Below are 16783 nucleotides of genomic sequence, written 5' to 3' on the forward strand. Positions count from 1 at the left end.
TAGCGTTGGTTATTTGCCGGACTTGACCCGCGTCCAGCTGCGGGTTTCCAGGCGCAGGAGTTGCGGGGGCAGCTCCTTCATGACGTACAGCTTGTCCATCACCGCCTGTGGCGGATAGACCGTCTCGTCCTGCCGCAGCTCGGCATTCATCAGCTCGCCCGCCTTCGGATTGGGGTTGGCGTAGCCGACATAGTCACTGACCTTGGCGATGACCTCGGGCTGCAGCAGATAGTTGATGAAGGCATGGGCCTCCTTCACGTTCTTGGCATCCTTGGGGATGGCCAGGAGGTCGAACCAGAGGTTCGCGCCCTCCTTGGGAATCGCGTAGCCGATGTTGACGCCCTTCTTCGCTTCCTCGGCACGCGAACGCGCCTGAAAGACATCGCCGGAATAGCCGAAGGCCACGCAGATGTTGCCGTTGGCCAGATCCGAGATGTACTTGGAGGAATGGAAATAGGTGATGTATGGCCGCACCTTGAGCAGCTGGGCCTCGGCCTTCTTGTAGTCGTCGGGATTGGTACTGTTGGGATCGAGTCCCAGGTATTGCAGGACTGCCGGATAGACCTCATCGGGCGAATCCATGAAGGAGACGCCGCACTTGCTCAGTTTCTTGAGGTTCTCGGGTTCGAACAGGATGGCCCAGGAATCGAGCTTGTCGGTGCCCAGCGCGGCCTTGACCTTGTCGACATTGTACCCGATGCCGTTGGTGCCCCACAGGTAGGGAACGCCGTATTGGTTACCCGGATCGCTCTTTTCCAGCTGCTTGAGCAGCGCCGGATCGAGATTCTGCCAGTTCGGCAGCTGGCTCTTGTCCAGTTTCTGGAAGGCGCCCGCCTTGATCTGCTTGGCCAGGAAGTTGCTCGAGGGCACCACCACGTCATAGCCGGTGTGGCCGGCCAGGAGCTTGCCTTCGAGGGTTTCGTTGGAATCGAAGACGTCATAGACCGGCGTGATGCCGGTGGCCTTCTGGAAATCCTCGAGCGTGGTCTCGCCGACGTAATCGCTCCAGTTGTAGACGCGTACCGTCGGCTCGGCGACGGCAGTTCCCATGACGGTCAGGGTAGTCATGGCCAGCAGGGTTTTACGCAACGAAAGCACGGGCGGCTCCTTTCATGGTGGGCATCGGCGGCGACACCCTTTCAGCGGTCCATACAGACGTACGGCACGCCGGAGTGACTCCGGCGTGCCGTCCTTTCAGTCGCACGCGGCGACCGAACTCACTTGCCGGACTTGATGGTGGTCCAGGTACGGGTCATCAGACGCTGGGTCTTGGCCGGAAGATCCGGGAAGGCGTACAGCTTGGTCATGGTTTCCTGGGTCGGATAGATCCCCGGGTTGGTGCGGATCGCTTCAGCTACGAGCGGCGTCGCCTCCTTGTTGCCGTTGGGATACTGCACGTAGTCGCTGACCGCCGCGATCACCTTGGGCTCCATGATGTAGTTGATGAACTTCAGCGCGCCCTCGGGATTCTCGGCATCCTTGGGAATGGCCATGGTGTCGAAGAAGGTGCCGGCGCCTTCCTTGGGAATGTTGTAGGCCACGGTCACGCCGTTCTTGGCGTCGGCCGCGCGGGCCTTGGCCTGGGCGATGTCGCCGGAATAGCCGACCGCCACACAGACGTTGCCGTTGGCCAGGTCCGAGATGTACTTGGAGCTGTGGAAGTAGGTGATGTACGGACGCACCTTGAGGAACAGCTCCTCGGCCGCCTTGATCTCCTTGGGATCCTGGCTATCCGGCTTGTAGCCGAGGTAGTGCAGACCGGCGGGAATGATCTCGGTGGGCGAATCCAGCACGGCCACGCCGCAGCCCTTGAGCTTGGAAAGGTTCTCGGGCTTGAAGATCAGGTCCCAGGAATCCACCGGGGCGTTGTCGCCCAGGGCGGCCTTGACCTTGGCCGGGTTGTAGCCGATGCCGATGGTGCCCCAGAGATAGGGGATGGCGTACTGGTTGCCCGGATCGCTGACCTCCAGGGTCTTCATCAGCTGCGGATCCAGGTTGCTGTAATTGGGCAACTTGGACTTGTCCAGCGGCTGGTAGACGCCGGCCTTGATCTGCTTGGCCAGGAAGGAGTTGGACGGCACCACCACGTCGTAGCCGGAACGGCCGGCGAGCAGCTTGGCTTCGAGGGTCTCGTTGCTGTCGTAGACGTCATAGACCACCTTGATCCCCGACTCCTTCTCGAAGTTGGCGATGGTGTCTTCGGCAATGTAGTCATTCCAGTTGTAGACGTGCAGGACCTTGGGGTCCGCCGAGGCGTTACCGGCAAAGAGGCCGGCCAGGCTCAGCGCTAGAAGAGTCTTGCCAAAAACATTCATGCGGTGGTGCTCCTCAAGTTATCGTTGGTCTTTTGATTCGGCGCGCGGCCAGCGCCCGCGCGCAGTCTGGCAAGGTCCGCCGCCAGGCTCAAGCCTTGGCGGCCATTAGCCACGCTGGCGCAGCAGCTCATGGGTCTGATCGAGGCTCAGCCGCGCCAGGGTGACCAGTTCGTCGATGGACTCCGGCGTGATCACCAGCGGCGGCGCGATGATCATGGTATCGCCCACCGCGCGCATCACCAGGCCATTGCGGAAGCAGTGCTCGCGACAGAGCATGCCCGCCCCACCCTCGTACCGCGCCCGCGTCTTCTTGTCGCGCACCAGCTCCAGCGCCGCCACCATGCCGACACCCCGGGTCTCGCCCACCAGCGGATGGTCGGCCAGCTCCGCCCAGCGTTTCTGCAAATAGGGTGCCGTGGTGCTGCGGACCCGGTCGACGATGCCTTCGTCGCGCAGGATGCGGATGTTTTCCAGGGCCACGGCCGCGGCCACCGGATGCCCGGAATAGGTGAAGCCGTGATAGAACTCGCCGCCCTCGTCGAGCACCCTGACCACTTCGTCACGCACCACCACGCCGCCCATGGGCACATAGCCGGAGGTGAGCCCCTTGGCGATGGGCATGAGGTCCGGAGCATTGCCGTAGTACTGGCTGCCGAACCATTCGCCGGTGCGGCCGAAGCCGCAGATGACCTCGTCGGCGATGAAGAGGATGTCGTACTTGTCGAGGATCTGGCGGACCCGCGGCCAGTAGCTTTCCGGTGGAATGATCACCCCGCCGGCGCCCTGGATGGGCTCGGCGATAAAGGCGGCGACGCGCTCCTCGCCGACCTCCAGGATTTTCCGCTCCAGCTGATCGGCCGCCCAGATGCCGAATTCCTCCGGACTCATCTCGCCGCCCTCGCCGAACCAGTAGGGCTGCGGGATATGCACGATGTCGGGCAGCAGGCCGCCCTGCTCGTGCATCGCCGCCATGCCACCCAGGCTGGCACCGGCCAGGGTCGAGCCGTGGTAGCCATTCCAGCGGCCGATGACCACGCGCTTCTCCGGCTGGCCTTTGGTTGCCCAGTAATGGCGCACCAGACGCAGTACGGTGTCGTTGGCCTCCGAGCCGGAACCGGTGAAGAACACGTGGTTCATGCCCTCCGGTGCCAGCTCGGCGATGGCCTTGGCCAGCTCCAGTACGGGCGGATGGGCGGTCTGGAAGAACAGGTTGTAATAGGGCAGTTCACGCATCTGGCGGCTGGCCGCCTCGACCAGTTCTTCACGACCGTAGCCGACGTTGACGCACCAGAGTCCGGCCATGCCGTCGAGGATGCGCTGACCCTCGCTGTCCCAGAGGTGCACCCCCTCGGCACGGGTGATGATGCGCGCGCCCTTCTCGTTGAGCTGGCGATAGTCGGTGAAGGGCGCCAACAGGTGCCGGCGACTCAGGTCCTGCCAATGGGCGGTGGTAAAGGTAGTCACGAAGCCTCTCCTTGAATCGCGGTCAGACGCTGAGCAGCAGGAATTCCCGCTCCCAGGAACTGATCACGCGCTTGTAATTCTCATGTTCGGCGCGCTTCACCGCGACGTAGCCGCGGGTGAAGCGACTCCCCAGATAACGCTCCAGGGTGGCCGACTGCTCCATGCGCTCCAGGGCGGCTTCCAGGGTCAGCGGCAGGCGCAGGTTGCGACGCTCGTAGCCGCGCCCCTGCACCGGGGCACTGGGCGAGACATTCTCGATCATGCCCAGATAGCCACACAGCAGGCTGGCCGCCAGGGCCAGATAGGGATTGGCATCGGCGCCGGCCAGGCGGTTCTCCACCCGGCGATTCTGCGGATCGGAATCCGGCACGCGCAGACCCACGGTGCGGTTCTCCTCGCCCCACTCGACGTTGACTGGCGCCGAGGTGTCGGGCAGGAAGCGGCGGAAGGAATTCACGTTGGGCGCGAACAGCGGCAGCGCCTCGGGAATGTATTTCTGCAGACCACCGATGTGGTGCAGGAAGAGTTCGCTCATGCTGCCATCGGGGTTGGAAAACACCGTCTTACCGGTCTTCAGATCCACCACGCTCTGGTGCAGGTGCATGGCGCTGCCGGGCTCACCGGTCATGGGCTTGGCCATGAAGGTGGCGGTGACGTTGTGCTTGAGCGCTGCCTCGCGCAGGGTGCGCTTGAAGACGAAGATCTGGTCGGCCAGGTGCAGCGGATCGCCGTGACGGAAGTTGATCTCCATCTGCGCGGTGCCTTCCTCGTGGATCAGGGTATCCAGATCCAGTGCCTGGGCCTCGCACCAGTCGTACATGTCTTCGAACAGCGGATCGAATTCGTTGGCCGCATCGATGGAAAAGGACTGGCGCCCGGTTTCCTGGCGCCCGGAGCGGCCTACCGGCGGCTGCAGCGGATAGTCGGGATCGTCGCTGCGCTTGGTCAGGTAGAACTCCATTTCCGGCGCGACGATGGGCTGCCAGCCGTGCTCGGCATAGAGCTTGAGCACCTTCTTGAGCAGGTTGCGCGGCGACAGCTCGATGGGGATGCCGCGCTTGTCGTAGGTGTCGTGGATCACCAGGGCTGTGGGTTCCAGTGCCCAGGGCACCAGGAACACCGCGCGATCGTCCGGCCGGCAGTGCATGTCGATGTCGGCCGGATCGAGCAACTCGTAGTAGATGTCGTCGTCGACATAGTCCCCCGTCACGCTCTGCAGCAGCACGCTCTCCGGCAGGCGCATGCCCTTTTCGTTGAGGAACTTGGCGGTGGGGGAAATCTTGCCGCGGGCGATACCGGTCAGATCGGCGACCAGGCATTCCACTTCAGTGATCTTGCGTTCTTTCAACCAGGCGGTGAGCCGGTCAAGCGGGGTGCTCATAAAGACCTCGAAGGTTCGAGCGGGATGAACAGCATCAGCGTTCGGCAGCGCGCGCCTTGCAGGCCTTGCCAAACGCCTTGAACAAGGCGAGATAGACCGGGTGACTGCGCACCTTCCATTCCGGGTGCCACTGCACGCCACAGGCAAAGGTGCGGGCTTCGCGGACCGAGACGGCCTCGATCAGGCCGTCGGGCGCCAGGGCCTCGGCGCGCAATCCCGGTGCCAGGCGATCGATACCCTGGCCATGGATGGAATTCACGTCGAAGCGTGCCGGCAGCTCCAGGGACTCGAACAGGCCACCGGCCTGGACCTCGACCGGATGGTGCAGGCCATAGTGCTCTTCCAGGGTCTCGCCGCGTTCGCGGTGGTCCATGAGCGAGCCGACCTCGTGCACCTTCTGGTGCAGGCTGCCGCCAAAGGCCACGTTCATTTCCTGGAAGCCGCGGCAGATGCCCAGCACCGGCACCCCGGCCGCCACGGCGGCGCGCAGCAGCGGCAGGGTCACGGCATCGCGGGCCGCGTCGTGCAGGGTGCCAGGCTCGCTGGGCGTACCCTGGTAGTGATGGGGCTCGACGTTGGATGGCGAACCGGTGAACAGCAGACCGTCCAGGCGCTCGAGCAGGGCCTCGGTGGCGATGAGATCGGCCAGGGCCGGAATCACCAGTGGCATGCCCTCGGCGCCCTCCACCACCGCGCGCAGATACTTGTCGCCAGCGATGTGAAAGGGATGCAGGCCTAGTTGCCTGGTACAGGCTGTGACACCTATGAGGGGCAGCGCGGACATGGGACACCGGGTTGAACAGGAATCATCCGAGCCTAGTCTTGTTCGTTATTTTTCACAACCACCGGCAAAAAGTTTCGAGATTCTGCACAGAAGCGGCGAAACAGAGGCGTTCCAGCCCCGCCGAATGCGCCAAAAACAGGCACCTGCGCACCACCCCTGAGCAGGGTTGCCTCCAGTTGACTTTGGTCCGCCTTTCGGATTGACTCCAGGGTGGTAACTCCGCTGATTGATATTTTTAACAGGGGCGCTGACAAAGCGTCGGAGCGCAGGCGAGACCGTACTCTCAGGTCGCTGTCGGATCGATAGCGGGCACTCGTGCCCTCACTGCGGTTGGCCCACTGGGCAAACAGGCGCATCAGGCGCTAACCGTTTTGTCGAGCGCAGCCAAAAGCAAAGGTGTTTCATCATGTCGGTACCCCCGCGTGCCGTTCGTTTGGATGAAGCGACCGACTTCCTCAGGGAACATCCTGAGGTCCAGTTCGTCGATCTTCTGATTGCGGATATGAATGGCGTGGTGCGTGGCAAACGCATCGAGCGCACCAATCTGCCCAAAGTCTTCGAGAAAGGAATCAACCTCCCCGCTTCGCTGTTCGCCCTCGACATCACCGGCTCCACCGTCGAAAGCACCGGTCTCGGGCTCGACATCGGCGACGCCGACCGCGTCTGCTTCCCCATCACCGACACCCTCTCCATGGAACCCTGGCAGAAGCGCCCCACCGCGCAGCTGCTGATGACCATGCACGAGATGGAAGGCGAGCCCTTCTTCGCCGATCCCCGCGAGGTCCTGCGCCAGGTCGTCCAGCGTTTCGACGAGCTCGGACTCACCGTCTGCGCCGCCTTCGAGCTGGAGTTCTATCTGATCGATCAGGAGAACATCAACGGCCGCCCGCAACCACCGCGTTCGCCCATTTCCGGCAAGCGTCCCCAGTCGGTCCAGGTCTATTCCATGGACGATCTGGACGAGTATGCGGACTGCCTGCAGGACATCATCGACGGCGCTCGCGCCCAGGGCATTCCGGCCGATGCCATCGTCGCCGAATCGGCTCCGGCGCAATTCGAGGTCAACCTCAATCACGTTGCCGACCCGATCAAGGCCTGCGACTACGCCGTGCTGCTCAAGCGCCTGATCAAGAACGTCGCCTATGACCATGAGATGGACACCACCTTCATGGCCAAGCCCTACCCGGGCCAGGCAGGCAACGGCCTGCACGTCCATATTTCCCTGCTGGACAAGGACGGCCGCAACATCTTCGCTGGCGAGGATCCCGAGCAGAACGCCGCATTGCGTCATGCCATCGGCGGTGTGCTCGAGACCCTACCCGCCTGCATGGCCTTCCTCTGCCCCAACGTGAACAGCTATCGCCGCTTCGGCTCGCAGTTCTTCGTGCCCAATGCGCCGAGCTGGGGCCTGGACAACCGCACCACCGCCCTGCGCGTTCCCACCGGCACGCCGGAGGCGCACCGCATCGAGCATCGGGTAGCCGGCGCCGACGCCAACCCCTACCTGCTGCTGGCCGGCGTCCTGGCCGGCGTGCACCATGGCCTGACCCGGCAGATCGAGCCCGGCCCGGTCACCGAGGGCAACTCCTACGAACAGCACGAGCAGAGCCTGCCGAACAACCTGCGCGATGCCTTGCGCTACCTGGACGACAGCTCGGTGATGGCGGAGTACATCGACCCGAAGTACATCGACATCTTCGTCGCCTGCAAGGAGCACGAGCTGGAGGAATTCGAGCACTCCATCTCCGACCTCGAGTACAACTGGTACCTGCACACCGTGTAGGGACCTGCCTGCCGACCGGTCCCGCACCGGTCGGCAGCTGTTCTGCGGTACCGCCGGAGTCCTGCGCGTATTCACGCCCGCGGCGCCCTGCCGGCCTTCCCCCTTCTCAGCCAACGACGACTCTGGACGGAGAGCTTCGCCATGACCATCCTCACCACGCCGCGTGCCGACGGCTTCCACATGCCGGCCGAATGGGCCGACCAGCGCCAGATCTGGATGGTCTGGCCCGAGCGCCCGGACAATTGGCGCCTGGGCGGCAAGCCCGCCCAGGCCGCTTTCACCGCAGTCGCCCAGGCCATTGCCCGTTTCGAGCCGGTGACCATCGGCGCCTCGGCGAGTCAGTACGAGAATGCCCGTGCCCGCCTGCAGCACCCGAACATCCGGGTGGTGGAAATCAGCAATGACGACGCCTGGTGCCGCGATACCGGCCCGACCTTCGTCAGCGACGGCCAGGGTGGCGTGCGCGGCGTGGACTGGAGCTTCAATGCCTGGGGCGGTCTGGATGGCGGCCTCTACTTCCCCTGGCAGCGCGATGACCAGGTCGCTGGCAAGATCCTCGCGATCGAGAATCTGCCGGGCTATCGCACCCCGGACTTCGTCCTCGAAGGCGGCTCCATCCATGTCGATGGCGAAGGCACCCTGATCACCACCGAGGAATGCCTGCTCAATGCCAATCGCAATCCGCACCTGGATCGCGAGGCGATCGAGCGCTACCTGAGCGACTACCTGGCGGTGGACAAGGTCATCTGGTTGCCCCACGGTCTCTACAACGACGAAACCAACGGCCACGTGGACAATTTCTGCTGCTACGTGCGTCCGGGCGAGGTGCTGCTGAGCTGGTGCGACGATCCGGCCGACCCCAACTACGGCCGCTGCCGCGAGGCCCTGGCCGTGCTGGAGCGCGAAACCGATGCCCGTGGCCGCACCTTCAAGGTGCATCGCATCGTCACCCCGGGTCCGCTGTTCGCCAGCGAAGACGAATGCCGCGACGTGGATGCCTGCCTCGGTACCCAGCCACGCCGGGCCGGTGAGCGGCTGGCCGCCTCCTACGTCAACTTCCTCATCGTCAACGGCGGCATCATCGCCCCGACCTTTGGCGTTCCCGAGGACGCCGAGGCCCTGCGTACGCTGCAGGCCTGCTTCCCGGAGCACGAGGTGGTACAGGTTCCCGGCCGCGAGATCCTGCTCGGCGGTGGCAACATCCACTGCATCACCCAGCAGCAGCCGACTGGTCGCTGATTTCCGGCGGAAACGAAAAAGCCCGTCTTGCGACGGGCTTTTTTCTGACCTGAGCGCGGCTTAGAGCAGCGGCAGGGTGTAGCTGACGATCAGACGGTTTTCGTCGACGTCACGCTGGCCCGGCACACCGGCTTGGGAAACGGCCGGCAGGTCGGAACGCAGCATGGCGTTACGCCAGGTGAAGCCCAGACCTTTCAGCTGGCCTTCCGGGATCACGTAGCTGACGGTCAGGTCGCGTTCCCATTCCATGGCGTCGCCAGTACGGGTACGGATGTTGTCACCGCGCTGATAGATGACGCCAGCGGTCAGACCCTTGACGCCCAGCTGAGCGAAGTCATAGGAGTAGCGAGCCTGCCAGGTGTCTTCGCCGGAACGGGTGAAGTTGTTGATCTGAATATCGGTGATGGCATAGGTCGAAGCGCCACCGTTCTCGTTCAGGTAGGGGAAGGCGCTGTTGCCGTTGCTGCCCTGATAGCCCAGACCAAAGGTGTGGCCGTAGATAGAGTAGGTGAACAGGCCGCTGTAGAGGCGGTTGTCGATCTCGCCAGTAGTACGGGTACCACCGTAGTAGCCACTGGACACGTAGAGACCGGTGCTGTCGGCCTTGCGGTTCTCGCCCTGGCTGTTGCTATCGAAATAGCGCAGGTCGGTCTTGAAGGTACCGTCGCCCAGCTTGACGCTGTGCACCAGACCCAGGAAGTGCTGGTTGTAGAAGTCTTCCAGCTGACCGAAGTAGTACTGCAGGGTCAGGTCTTTGGTGACCTTGTAATCGGCACCGACGAAGCGGAAATGGTCGCTGTTGCGACGCAGGGCGGCATTCGCAGCACCGTTGGAACCGGCGATGGACAGATCGTCTTCGTCGGTGGAGTTACGGTTCTTGGCACGCTCGAGCTGGCCGGCGGTCAGGGTCACATCCTTGATGTCCTTGGACGTGATCTGAGCACCCTGGTAGGTCTGCGGCAGCAGACGACCGTCGTTCGAGACCACAACCGGCAGCTTCGGCATCAGGGTGCCGTAGCGGAACTCGGTTTCGGAGATCTTCATCTTGGCAGTAGCGCCCAGGCTGCTGAACTCGTCTACAGCGCTGTTATCGGTATCGCGCGGGAACATGGTGCCGTTCTGCACGCTGCCACCGGTACCGCCGTTGGCCTTGCCACCGCTGTCCAGACGCAGGCCCAGCATGCCGACCGCATCGACGCCGAAGCCAACGGTGCCCTGGGTGAAGCCCGACTGGTAGTTCAGCATGAAGCCCTGACCCCAATCCATCACGCGGGAAGGATTGGCCGTACCGTTGCGGTTGTCTGTGTTGATGTAGAAGTTACGCAGACTGAGGGTAGCTTTGCTGTCTTCGACGAAGCCGGCAGCGTGGGCGGCGGCAATGAGGGACAGGTTCAGACAGGCCGCGGAGACCGCGACCACCAGTGGCTTCTTGACCATGAGTGCTCCAGGGGTGAATCGTTGTTATGCGGCCACCAGAGGTGTCAGCGCCTGCTGGTGGTATGCCCGACGGGCCGTGCGGAAGGGAAAGCTAGAGGGCTTTTATTTCAATTTGGAGAATTATCCCGGGCTTGGTCGACTTTTAATTTGCGACTTCAAGCACAGGTCCCCTGCCACCGTCTTCCACGTTGCGAAAGCTAATTGCAAAAAAGCATTTCGTCTAGCGATACCTGGTTGAAAACCCGCCCTGTGGTCTTCCGCTCTGACTGTTCGGTCATGGCCCAAGGGAACCTGCGCCGCCTACGCCTATGGCAAGGCTCGCCTTTCCCCGAGAAGACGCCATCCAAAGCGATACACCCTGAGGCTCTGGAACGGGCTTCCCAGGGCTCTGGCTAAGTATTTGAAAACGGCCAATTTCAGCATCAAAAAGGCCGGACCTGAAGGAATTCCCTATCTGCCTCAAGGACTTGTAATTTTTTGCGACTGCTCTTTCAGTCGATTTGCCCTGAAGACGACGCCTATCGCCCGGTATGACGCAGCGCCTGCCCTGCTGCAAGAGCGACCTTGCCCAGTCGGTCGCGCAGGAACATTCCTTCTAATCGACGGGGTGCCGCTGCCTCAGCAAGGACAGCCAACAGGACACGGACCAGAGATCGGCTGCAGGCCAGATGGACAAGGAAGCAAGGGTGGCGGAGGACCGAGTGAGAGGGCGTGACAGCGGTGGGCGAAACCGCGAACCAGGCCGCCCGAGCTGCCCTCGGCGCGGTCTGGCAAGGGATATTCAACCCTGGACGACTTGATCCTTGCCCTGGCGCTTGGCCCGGTACATGGCCTCGTCCGCTCGCACATAAAGGGCGTCGAGAGACTCGTCGCCCTCCCGCAACACGGTGACGCCCTGACTGATGGTGACCTTCAGCGGCCCCTCGGCGCTGGGTACCGCCAACTGCCGCACGGCACGCTGCAGGCGCCCGCCGATCTGCAATGCCAGGTCACTGTCACAACCCGGCAGCAGCAGGGCGAATTCTTCGCCACCGATACGGCCGAACAGATCCCCGCGGCGGGTGGTCTGGGCGCCGCATTCGGCAACACGCTGCAACACTTGATCACCCATCTGGTGACCGAAACGGTCGTTGATTTTCTTGAAGTCGTCGATGTCGAGCAGCAGGAAGGCCAGGGGCTCGCCTTCGCTCTGGGCGAATTCGAAGGCGCGCTGGGCACTCTCGAAGAAGTGTCGACGGTTGCTGCTGCGGGTCAGGACGTCTGTGGTGGCAAGCCGTTGCAGCTCCTCCTCCATGCGCTTCTTGTCGGTGATGTCTTCGGCGATACCCACCACCAGCAGCGGCATTCCGGCCTCGCTGCGCTGACTGACAAAGCACTTGTCGCTGAGCCAGCGTATCTCGCCGTCGGCGCGGATGATGCGGTACTCGCGGGACTCCACGGCGCCCTGCTCGATCACCTGCTCCAGGGTGCGCTGGGCGTACTCCAGGTCGTCGGGATAGATGTTGTTGAGCCAGGTGCTGTAGTCGCTCAATACCAGGGATTGGGAGCGACCGAAGATCTGTTCGTAGGCAGGGCTGACATAGATGATCTGGCGAGTGCGCCAGTCCAGGGCCCAGAGCACCGCATTGACGCTTTCCAGCAGCGCGCTGAACAGCTGCTCCCGGTCACGCAGGCGATCTGTCTCTGCCCGCGAATGCAGGAGAGCCAGCAGATTCTCTTCCGGTGTGGGAAGAGCAGACAGAGAGGGTTGTTCATCCATATACACATGCGCCTACGCGGGGTCCTGAGGGAGTTAGAGACAGCTGAAACCAGCCTGGTTCAATCCCCGCATAGAGCAGCCCACCGCTTCGGTGGGCTTTTGTGAAGCCTTTCTCAAGCAGTTCCGGCCGGCCGCAGGGAATAGGTTTTCAGCTGTTCGGCGAATTCGCGCAGGGACTGAATGCCGCTCGCTTCGGCTTCGCCGATCCACTGCCGGGTCGCGGCCAGCATGTCGTGGCCGTTGGCGCTGGTCCGCGCCCAGATCTGCTGCAGCGCCAGGCGCTTTTCGTAGATCAGCTTCAGCGCCTGACTGTGCTCGAGCAGTTCGTCGATGCGCACCTGATGGCGAGCCTTGAGCAGACTGGTCTCGCGGGCCAGCAGCCCCCGGGCGCGACGGAACAGCGGACGCTGGGAGGGCGCCGCACTGCCCCGCTCCTGCCGCAGCAGCGGGCCGATCACCTGCTGGCGGTACTGGGCCATGATCTGGAAGCGGTTGTTGAGGATGGCCATGGCGGTGTCCATGTCCAGCTGCCCCTTGCCTTCGATGCGATGGGCGATGGGGGCGACACGGTTGACCTTGGCCAGACGCAGCCAGGTGAACAGCTTGATCCAGGCCCAGCCCATGTCGAATTCCCAGCGCTTGACCGACAGCTTGGCCGAGTTGGGATAGGTGTGGTGGTTGTTGTGCAGCTCTTCGCCACCGATGACGATGCCCCAGGGGATGAGGTTGGTGGCGGCATCGCGGCATTCGAAGTTGCGATAGCCCACGGCATGGCCCAGGCCATTGACCACACCCGCGGCCCAGAAGGGAATCCAGACCATCTGCACGGCCCAGACGGTGAGACCCAGGGCACCGAACAGGGCGATGTCGATCAGCAGCAACAGCACCACCCCCATATTGCGGGTGCGCGGATTGGAGTAGAGCTTGCGCTCGATCCAGTCGTCCGGGCAGTTCTTGCCATAGATGCGCAGGGTATCGGCGTTGTTCGCCTCGGCCTTGTACAGCTCGGCGCCGCGCCGCACCACGGTGGCAAGGCCCTTGTGCACCGGGCTGTGCGGGTCCTCTTCGGTTTCGCACTTGGCGTGGTGCTTGCGGTGAATGGCGGTCCACTCACGGGTATTCATCGCCGTGGTCAGCCACAACCAGAAGCGGAAGGCGTGCCTGAGCGCGGGATGCAGCTCCAGCGAACGGTGGGCGGAGTAGCGATGCAGGTAGACGGTGACACTGACAATGGTCAGGTGGGTCAGCAGCAGGGTGACCACCACCAGTTGCCAGACCGACAGGTCAAGCAGGCCGTTGTAGCTCATGGACGCAGAGGACCTCGCGCGGGTTGTGTGGTGCAACTGTCACTGAAAGTTCAGTGAACAGGCGTTCGCGCATTATTGCCGGGGTGGGCGATAAATCCAGCCCTCCCTTTTGCTACACAACGTGTCCTTCACAGACTGCTAATTCTAAAAGTGAATAAACAAAGCATTATTAGCACTTTTAAGAAATAAAGATCGGCCCCCTAAGATGGCGCCACCTCCCCGCCCACCGCTGTACACGAGGACGCCACCCATGAGCTCCGTTCCGTTCCGCAGCCTGGAAAACCAGGACGAAACCGCACTGCTCCGCGATATCCAGCAGGCTTTGCGCGGACTGAGATTCGGCGCCATCGAGATCACCGTGCACAACGGACAGGTGGTGCAGATCGAGCGCAAGGAAAAATTCCGGCCTCAGACCGGCCAAGCCAACAAGCCCTGAGTTTTCGCGGTCAGCGGACGAGCGGGCAAGGTGCCCGCCAGACGGTGTCCGGCTTTCCCACGTCAAGGAGCCTTTTCATGTCGATTCGCCGTTTCGCCCTGGCCGCGCTGGCCGGAGCCCTGTTCGCCACCCAGGTCCACGCCGTCGAGTTGCTCAACGTGTCCTACGATCCGACCCGTGAGCTCTACCAGCAGTACAACGCCGCCTTCGCCAAGCACTGGAAGACCGAGACCGGCGAAGACGTGACCATCAAGAATTCCCATGGTGGCTCCGGCAAGCAGGCGCGCTCGGTGATCGATGGCCTGCAGGCGGATGTGGTGACCCTGGCGCTGTCCGGCGACATCGATGCCCTCAATCTGCACCAGCAGCTGGTCGACCCGAACTGGCAGAAGCGTCTGGCGGACAACAGCACCCCCTACACCTCGACCATCGTCTTCCTGGTGCGCAAGGGCAATCCCAAGGGCATCAAGGACTGGGACGACCTGGTGAAGAAGGATGTCCAGGTCATCACCCCCAATCCCAAGACCTCCGGCGGTGCCCGCTGGAACTTCCTTGCCGCCTGGGCCTATGCCAAGGCCAAGTACGGCAGCGATGCCGAGGCGCTCAAGTTCGTTACCGAGCTCTATCGCCACGCTCCGGTGCTGGACACCGGCGCACGCGGCGCCACCATCAGCTTCGTGCAGCGCCAGCTGGGTGACGTGCTGATCGCCTGGGAAAACGAAGCCTATCTGTCGCTGAAGGAAGAAGGCGGCGACCAGCTGGAGATCGTCACCCCGTCGCTGTCGATCCTGGCCGAGCCGCCGGTAGCCGTGGTGGACAAGGTGGTCGACAAGAAGGGTACGCGCAAGCAGGCCGAGGCCTACCTGCAGTATCTGTACAGCCCCGAGGGCCAGCGCATCGCCGCGCAGAATTTCTATCGCCCCCGCGATGCCAAGGTGGCGGCGGAATTCAAGGATCAGTTCAAGCCGGTCAAGCTGGTGACCATCGACCAGGAATTCGGCGGCTGGAAAGAAGCGCAGCCGAAGTACTTCGCCGACGGCGGCGTGTTCGACAAGATCTTCGCCGACATCAACAAATAGCGCCCCAGCCGGGACGGCTCACGCTGACCGGCCCGGAACAGGTATCGTTCCACCCCTCTGCGCCCTGGCGAATGCATCGCCGGGGCGCCTTGCAGAAGGACGTCTCATGTCTCGCCGTCTCTCCCCGGTCATACCCGGCTTCGGGTTGACCCTGGGATTCTCCCTGACCTACCTCGCGCTGATCGTGCTGATCCCGCTGGGCGCCATGTTCCTGCATGCCAGCCAGCTGACCCTCGGCCAATTCTGGTCGCTGATCACCGGGCGCCAGGTGCTGGCCGCACTGCAGCTGTCCTTTGGCACGGCCCTGCTCGCCGCCCTGGTCAACGGCATCCTCGGCACCCTGCTGGCCTGGGTGCTGGTGCGCTACGAGTTTCCCGGGCGCAAGCTGATCGATGCCATGGTCGACCTGCCCTTCGCCCTGCCCACCGCGGTGGCCGGCATCGCCCTGACCGCGCTCTATGCGCCCAACGGCATGATAGGTTCGCTGTTTCCCTTCAAGATCGCCTATACCCCGATCGGCATCACCCTGGCGCTGATCTTCGTCACCCTCCCCTTCGTGGTGCGCACCCTACAGCCGGTGCTGGCGGACATCCCCAAGGAAATCGAGGAAGCCGCCACCTGCCTGGGCGCGCGCCCCTGGCAGGTGTTCCGCTACGTGCTGGTGCCGACCCTGCTGCCGGCCTGGCTGACCGGTTTCGCCCTGGCCTTCGCCCGCGGTGTGGGCGAGTACGGCTCGGTGGTGTTCATCGCCGGCAACATCCCGTTCAAGACCGAGATCCTGCCGCTGCTCATCGTCTCCAAGCTGGACCAGTACGACTACACCGGTGCCACCGGCATCGGCGTGTTCATGCTGCTGGTGTCCTTTGTCATGCTGCTGCTGATCAACATCCTGCAGCGCCGCATCCAGCCCAACATCTAAGGACGACCGCATGAGCCTCATGACTTCGACCAAGGCCGATGCGCGCGCCAGCAAGCAGCGCACCCCGGTGGCCATGGCGCTGATCGCCAGCGCCTGGCTGATCTTCCTGCTGGTTCTGGTGCTGCCGCTGTACATGGTGCTGAGCCAGGGCCTGGCCAACGGCATCGGCGCCTTCTGGGACGCCATCAGCGAACCGGATGCGATCTCGGCGCTCAAGCTGACGCTGTTCGCCACCGCCATCTCGGTGCCCCTGAATCTGGCCTTCGGCCTGGCCGCGGCCTGGTGCGTCACCAAGTTCGAGTTCACCGGCAAGAGTCTGCTGATCACCCTGATCGACCTGCCCTTCTCGGTCTCGCCGGTGATCGCCGGTCTCATCTATGTGCTGCTGTTCGGCGCCCAGGGATTGATGGGTCCTTACCTGCAGAGCGTCGATGTGCAGATCGTCTTCGCCGTGCCCGGCATCGTGCTGGCGACGATCTTCGTCACCTTTCCCTATGTGGCCCGCGAACTGATCCCGCTGATGCAGGAACAGGGTACCCAGGAAGAAGAAGCGGCGCGCCTGCTGGGCGCCAGTGGCTGGCAACTGTTCTGGCACGTGACCCTGCCCAACGTGAAGTGGGCACTGATCTATGGCGTGGTGCTCTGCACCGCGCGGGCCATGGGCGAGTTCGGAGCGGTGTCGGTGGTCTCCGGCCATATCCGCGGCCTGACCAACACCCTGCCGTTGCACATCGAGATTCTCTACAACGAATACAACATCGTCGCCGCCTTCAGCGTGGCGATCCTGCTGCTGATGATGGCCCTGGTGATCCTGCTGCTGCGGCAGTGGAGCGAGAGTCGCCTGAGCCGCCAACTGCAGCACCGTGATGAGGAATAAGGC

Annotated in this window: 14 protein-coding genes; 6 read left to right on the top strand and 8 right to left on the bottom strand. The window is 63.1% G+C overall.

Annotated features, from left to right (window positions below):
* Nucleotides 1–9: 9 nt before the first annotated feature.
* The 5 genes from AABM56_RS18805 to AABM56_RS18825 form a co-directional block, all read right to left on the bottom strand.
* A complete protein-coding gene (locus tag AABM56_RS18805) occupies nt 10–1068 on the bottom strand; it encodes a polyamine ABC transporter substrate-binding protein (protein ID WP_169853377.1) in 1059 nt (352 codons plus the stop codon).
* A gap of 149 nt (nt 1069–1217) precedes the next feature.
* On the bottom strand, nt 1218–2315 hold the full coding sequence (locus tag AABM56_RS18810; RefSeq protein ID WP_133861330.1) for a polyamine ABC transporter substrate-binding protein: 1098 nt from the start codon (nt 2313–2315) through the stop codon (nt 1218–1220).
* A 105-nt stretch (nt 2316–2420) separates the two neighbouring features.
* The gene (locus AABM56_RS18815; RefSeq protein WP_133861331.1) at nt 2421–3779 is read right to left on the bottom strand and encodes an aspartate aminotransferase family protein; all 1359 of its coding nucleotides are present in this window, start codon (nt 3777–3779) and stop codon (nt 2421–2423) included.
* A gap of 22 nt (nt 3780–3801) precedes the next feature.
* On the bottom strand, nt 3802–5160 hold the full coding sequence (locus tag AABM56_RS18820) for a glutamine synthetase family protein (protein ID WP_133861332.1): 1359 nt from the start codon (nt 5158–5160) through the stop codon (nt 3802–3804).
* A 34-nt stretch (nt 5161–5194) separates the two neighbouring features.
* A complete protein-coding gene (locus AABM56_RS18825) occupies nt 5195–5944 on the bottom strand; it encodes a gamma-glutamyl-gamma-aminobutyrate hydrolase family protein (protein ID WP_133861333.1) in 750 nt (249 codons plus the stop codon).
* A gap of 406 nt (nt 5945–6350) precedes the next feature.
* Here AABM56_RS18825 and AABM56_RS18830 point away from each other — a divergent pair, with 406 nt between their 5' ends.
* Both AABM56_RS18830 and aguA read left to right on the top strand, forming a co-directional pair.
* A complete protein-coding gene (locus AABM56_RS18830; RefSeq protein WP_133861334.1) occupies nt 6351–7727 on the top strand; it encodes a glutamine synthetase family protein in 1377 nt (458 codons plus the stop codon).
* Between the two features lie 141 nt (nt 7728–7868).
* Nucleotides 7869–8966 carry an agmatine deiminase gene (gene aguA, locus AABM56_RS18835; RefSeq protein WP_133861335.1) on the top strand — a complete coding sequence of 366 codons (1098 nt, stop codon included), beginning with the start codon at nt 7869–7871 and terminating at the stop codon, nt 8964–8966.
* A 60-nt stretch (nt 8967–9026) separates the two neighbouring features.
* Here the strand turns inward: aguA and AABM56_RS18840 are convergent, their stop codons facing one another.
* The 3 genes from AABM56_RS18840 to desA all read right to left on the bottom strand — a co-directional run bounded on the left by AABM56_RS18840 (nt 9027) and on the right by desA (nt 13469).
* Nucleotides 9027–10403, bottom strand: a complete 1377-nt coding sequence (locus AABM56_RS18840; RefSeq protein ID WP_133861336.1) for an OprD family porin — start codon at nt 10401–10403, stop codon at nt 9027–9029.
* A gap of 781 nt (nt 10404–11184) precedes the next feature.
* Complete coding sequence (locus AABM56_RS18845) at nt 11185–12162, bottom strand: sensor domain-containing diguanylate cyclase (RefSeq protein ID WP_133861337.1); 978 nt, start codon at nt 12160–12162, stop codon at nt 11185–11187.
* Between the two features lie 113 nt (nt 12163–12275).
* Entirely contained in the window at nt 12276–13469 is a 1194-nt protein-coding gene (desA, locus tag AABM56_RS18850; protein WP_133861338.1) for a delta-9 fatty acid desaturase DesA, read from the bottom strand.
* Nucleotides 13470–13719: 250 nt separating this feature from the next.
* On the opposite strand from desA, the gene oscA reads away from it, so the two are divergent.
* The 4 genes from oscA to cysW all read left to right on the top strand — a co-directional run bounded on the left by oscA (nt 13720) and on the right by cysW (nt 16780).
* Nucleotides 13720–13905, top strand: coding sequence for a sulfur starvation response protein OscA (oscA, locus tag AABM56_RS18855; protein ID WP_133861339.1), 186 nt, complete (start codon nt 13720–13722; stop codon nt 13903–13905).
* Nucleotides 13906–13982: 77 nt separating this feature from the next.
* Nucleotides 13983–14984 carry a sulfate ABC transporter substrate-binding protein gene (locus AABM56_RS18860; RefSeq protein WP_308709297.1) on the top strand — a complete coding sequence of 334 codons (1002 nt, stop codon included), beginning with the start codon at nt 13983–13985 and terminating at the stop codon, nt 14982–14984.
* Between the two features lie 106 nt (nt 14985–15090).
* Nucleotides 15091–15903, top strand: coding sequence for a sulfate ABC transporter permease subunit CysT (gene cysT, locus AABM56_RS18865; RefSeq protein WP_133861341.1), 813 nt, complete (start codon nt 15091–15093; stop codon nt 15901–15903).
* 10 nt (nt 15904–15913) lie between these two features.
* On the top strand, nt 15914–16780 hold the full coding sequence (cysW, locus tag AABM56_RS18870) for a sulfate ABC transporter permease subunit CysW (protein ID WP_133861342.1): 867 nt from the start codon (nt 15914–15916) through the stop codon (nt 16778–16780).
* Nucleotides 16781–16783: the final 3 nt, after the last annotated feature.

It is taken from the genome of Pseudomonas aestiva, assembly GCF_039908605.1.
GTDB classification, from domain to species: Bacteria; Pseudomonadota; Gammaproteobacteria; order Pseudomonadales; family Pseudomonadaceae; genus Chryseomonas; species Chryseomonas aestiva.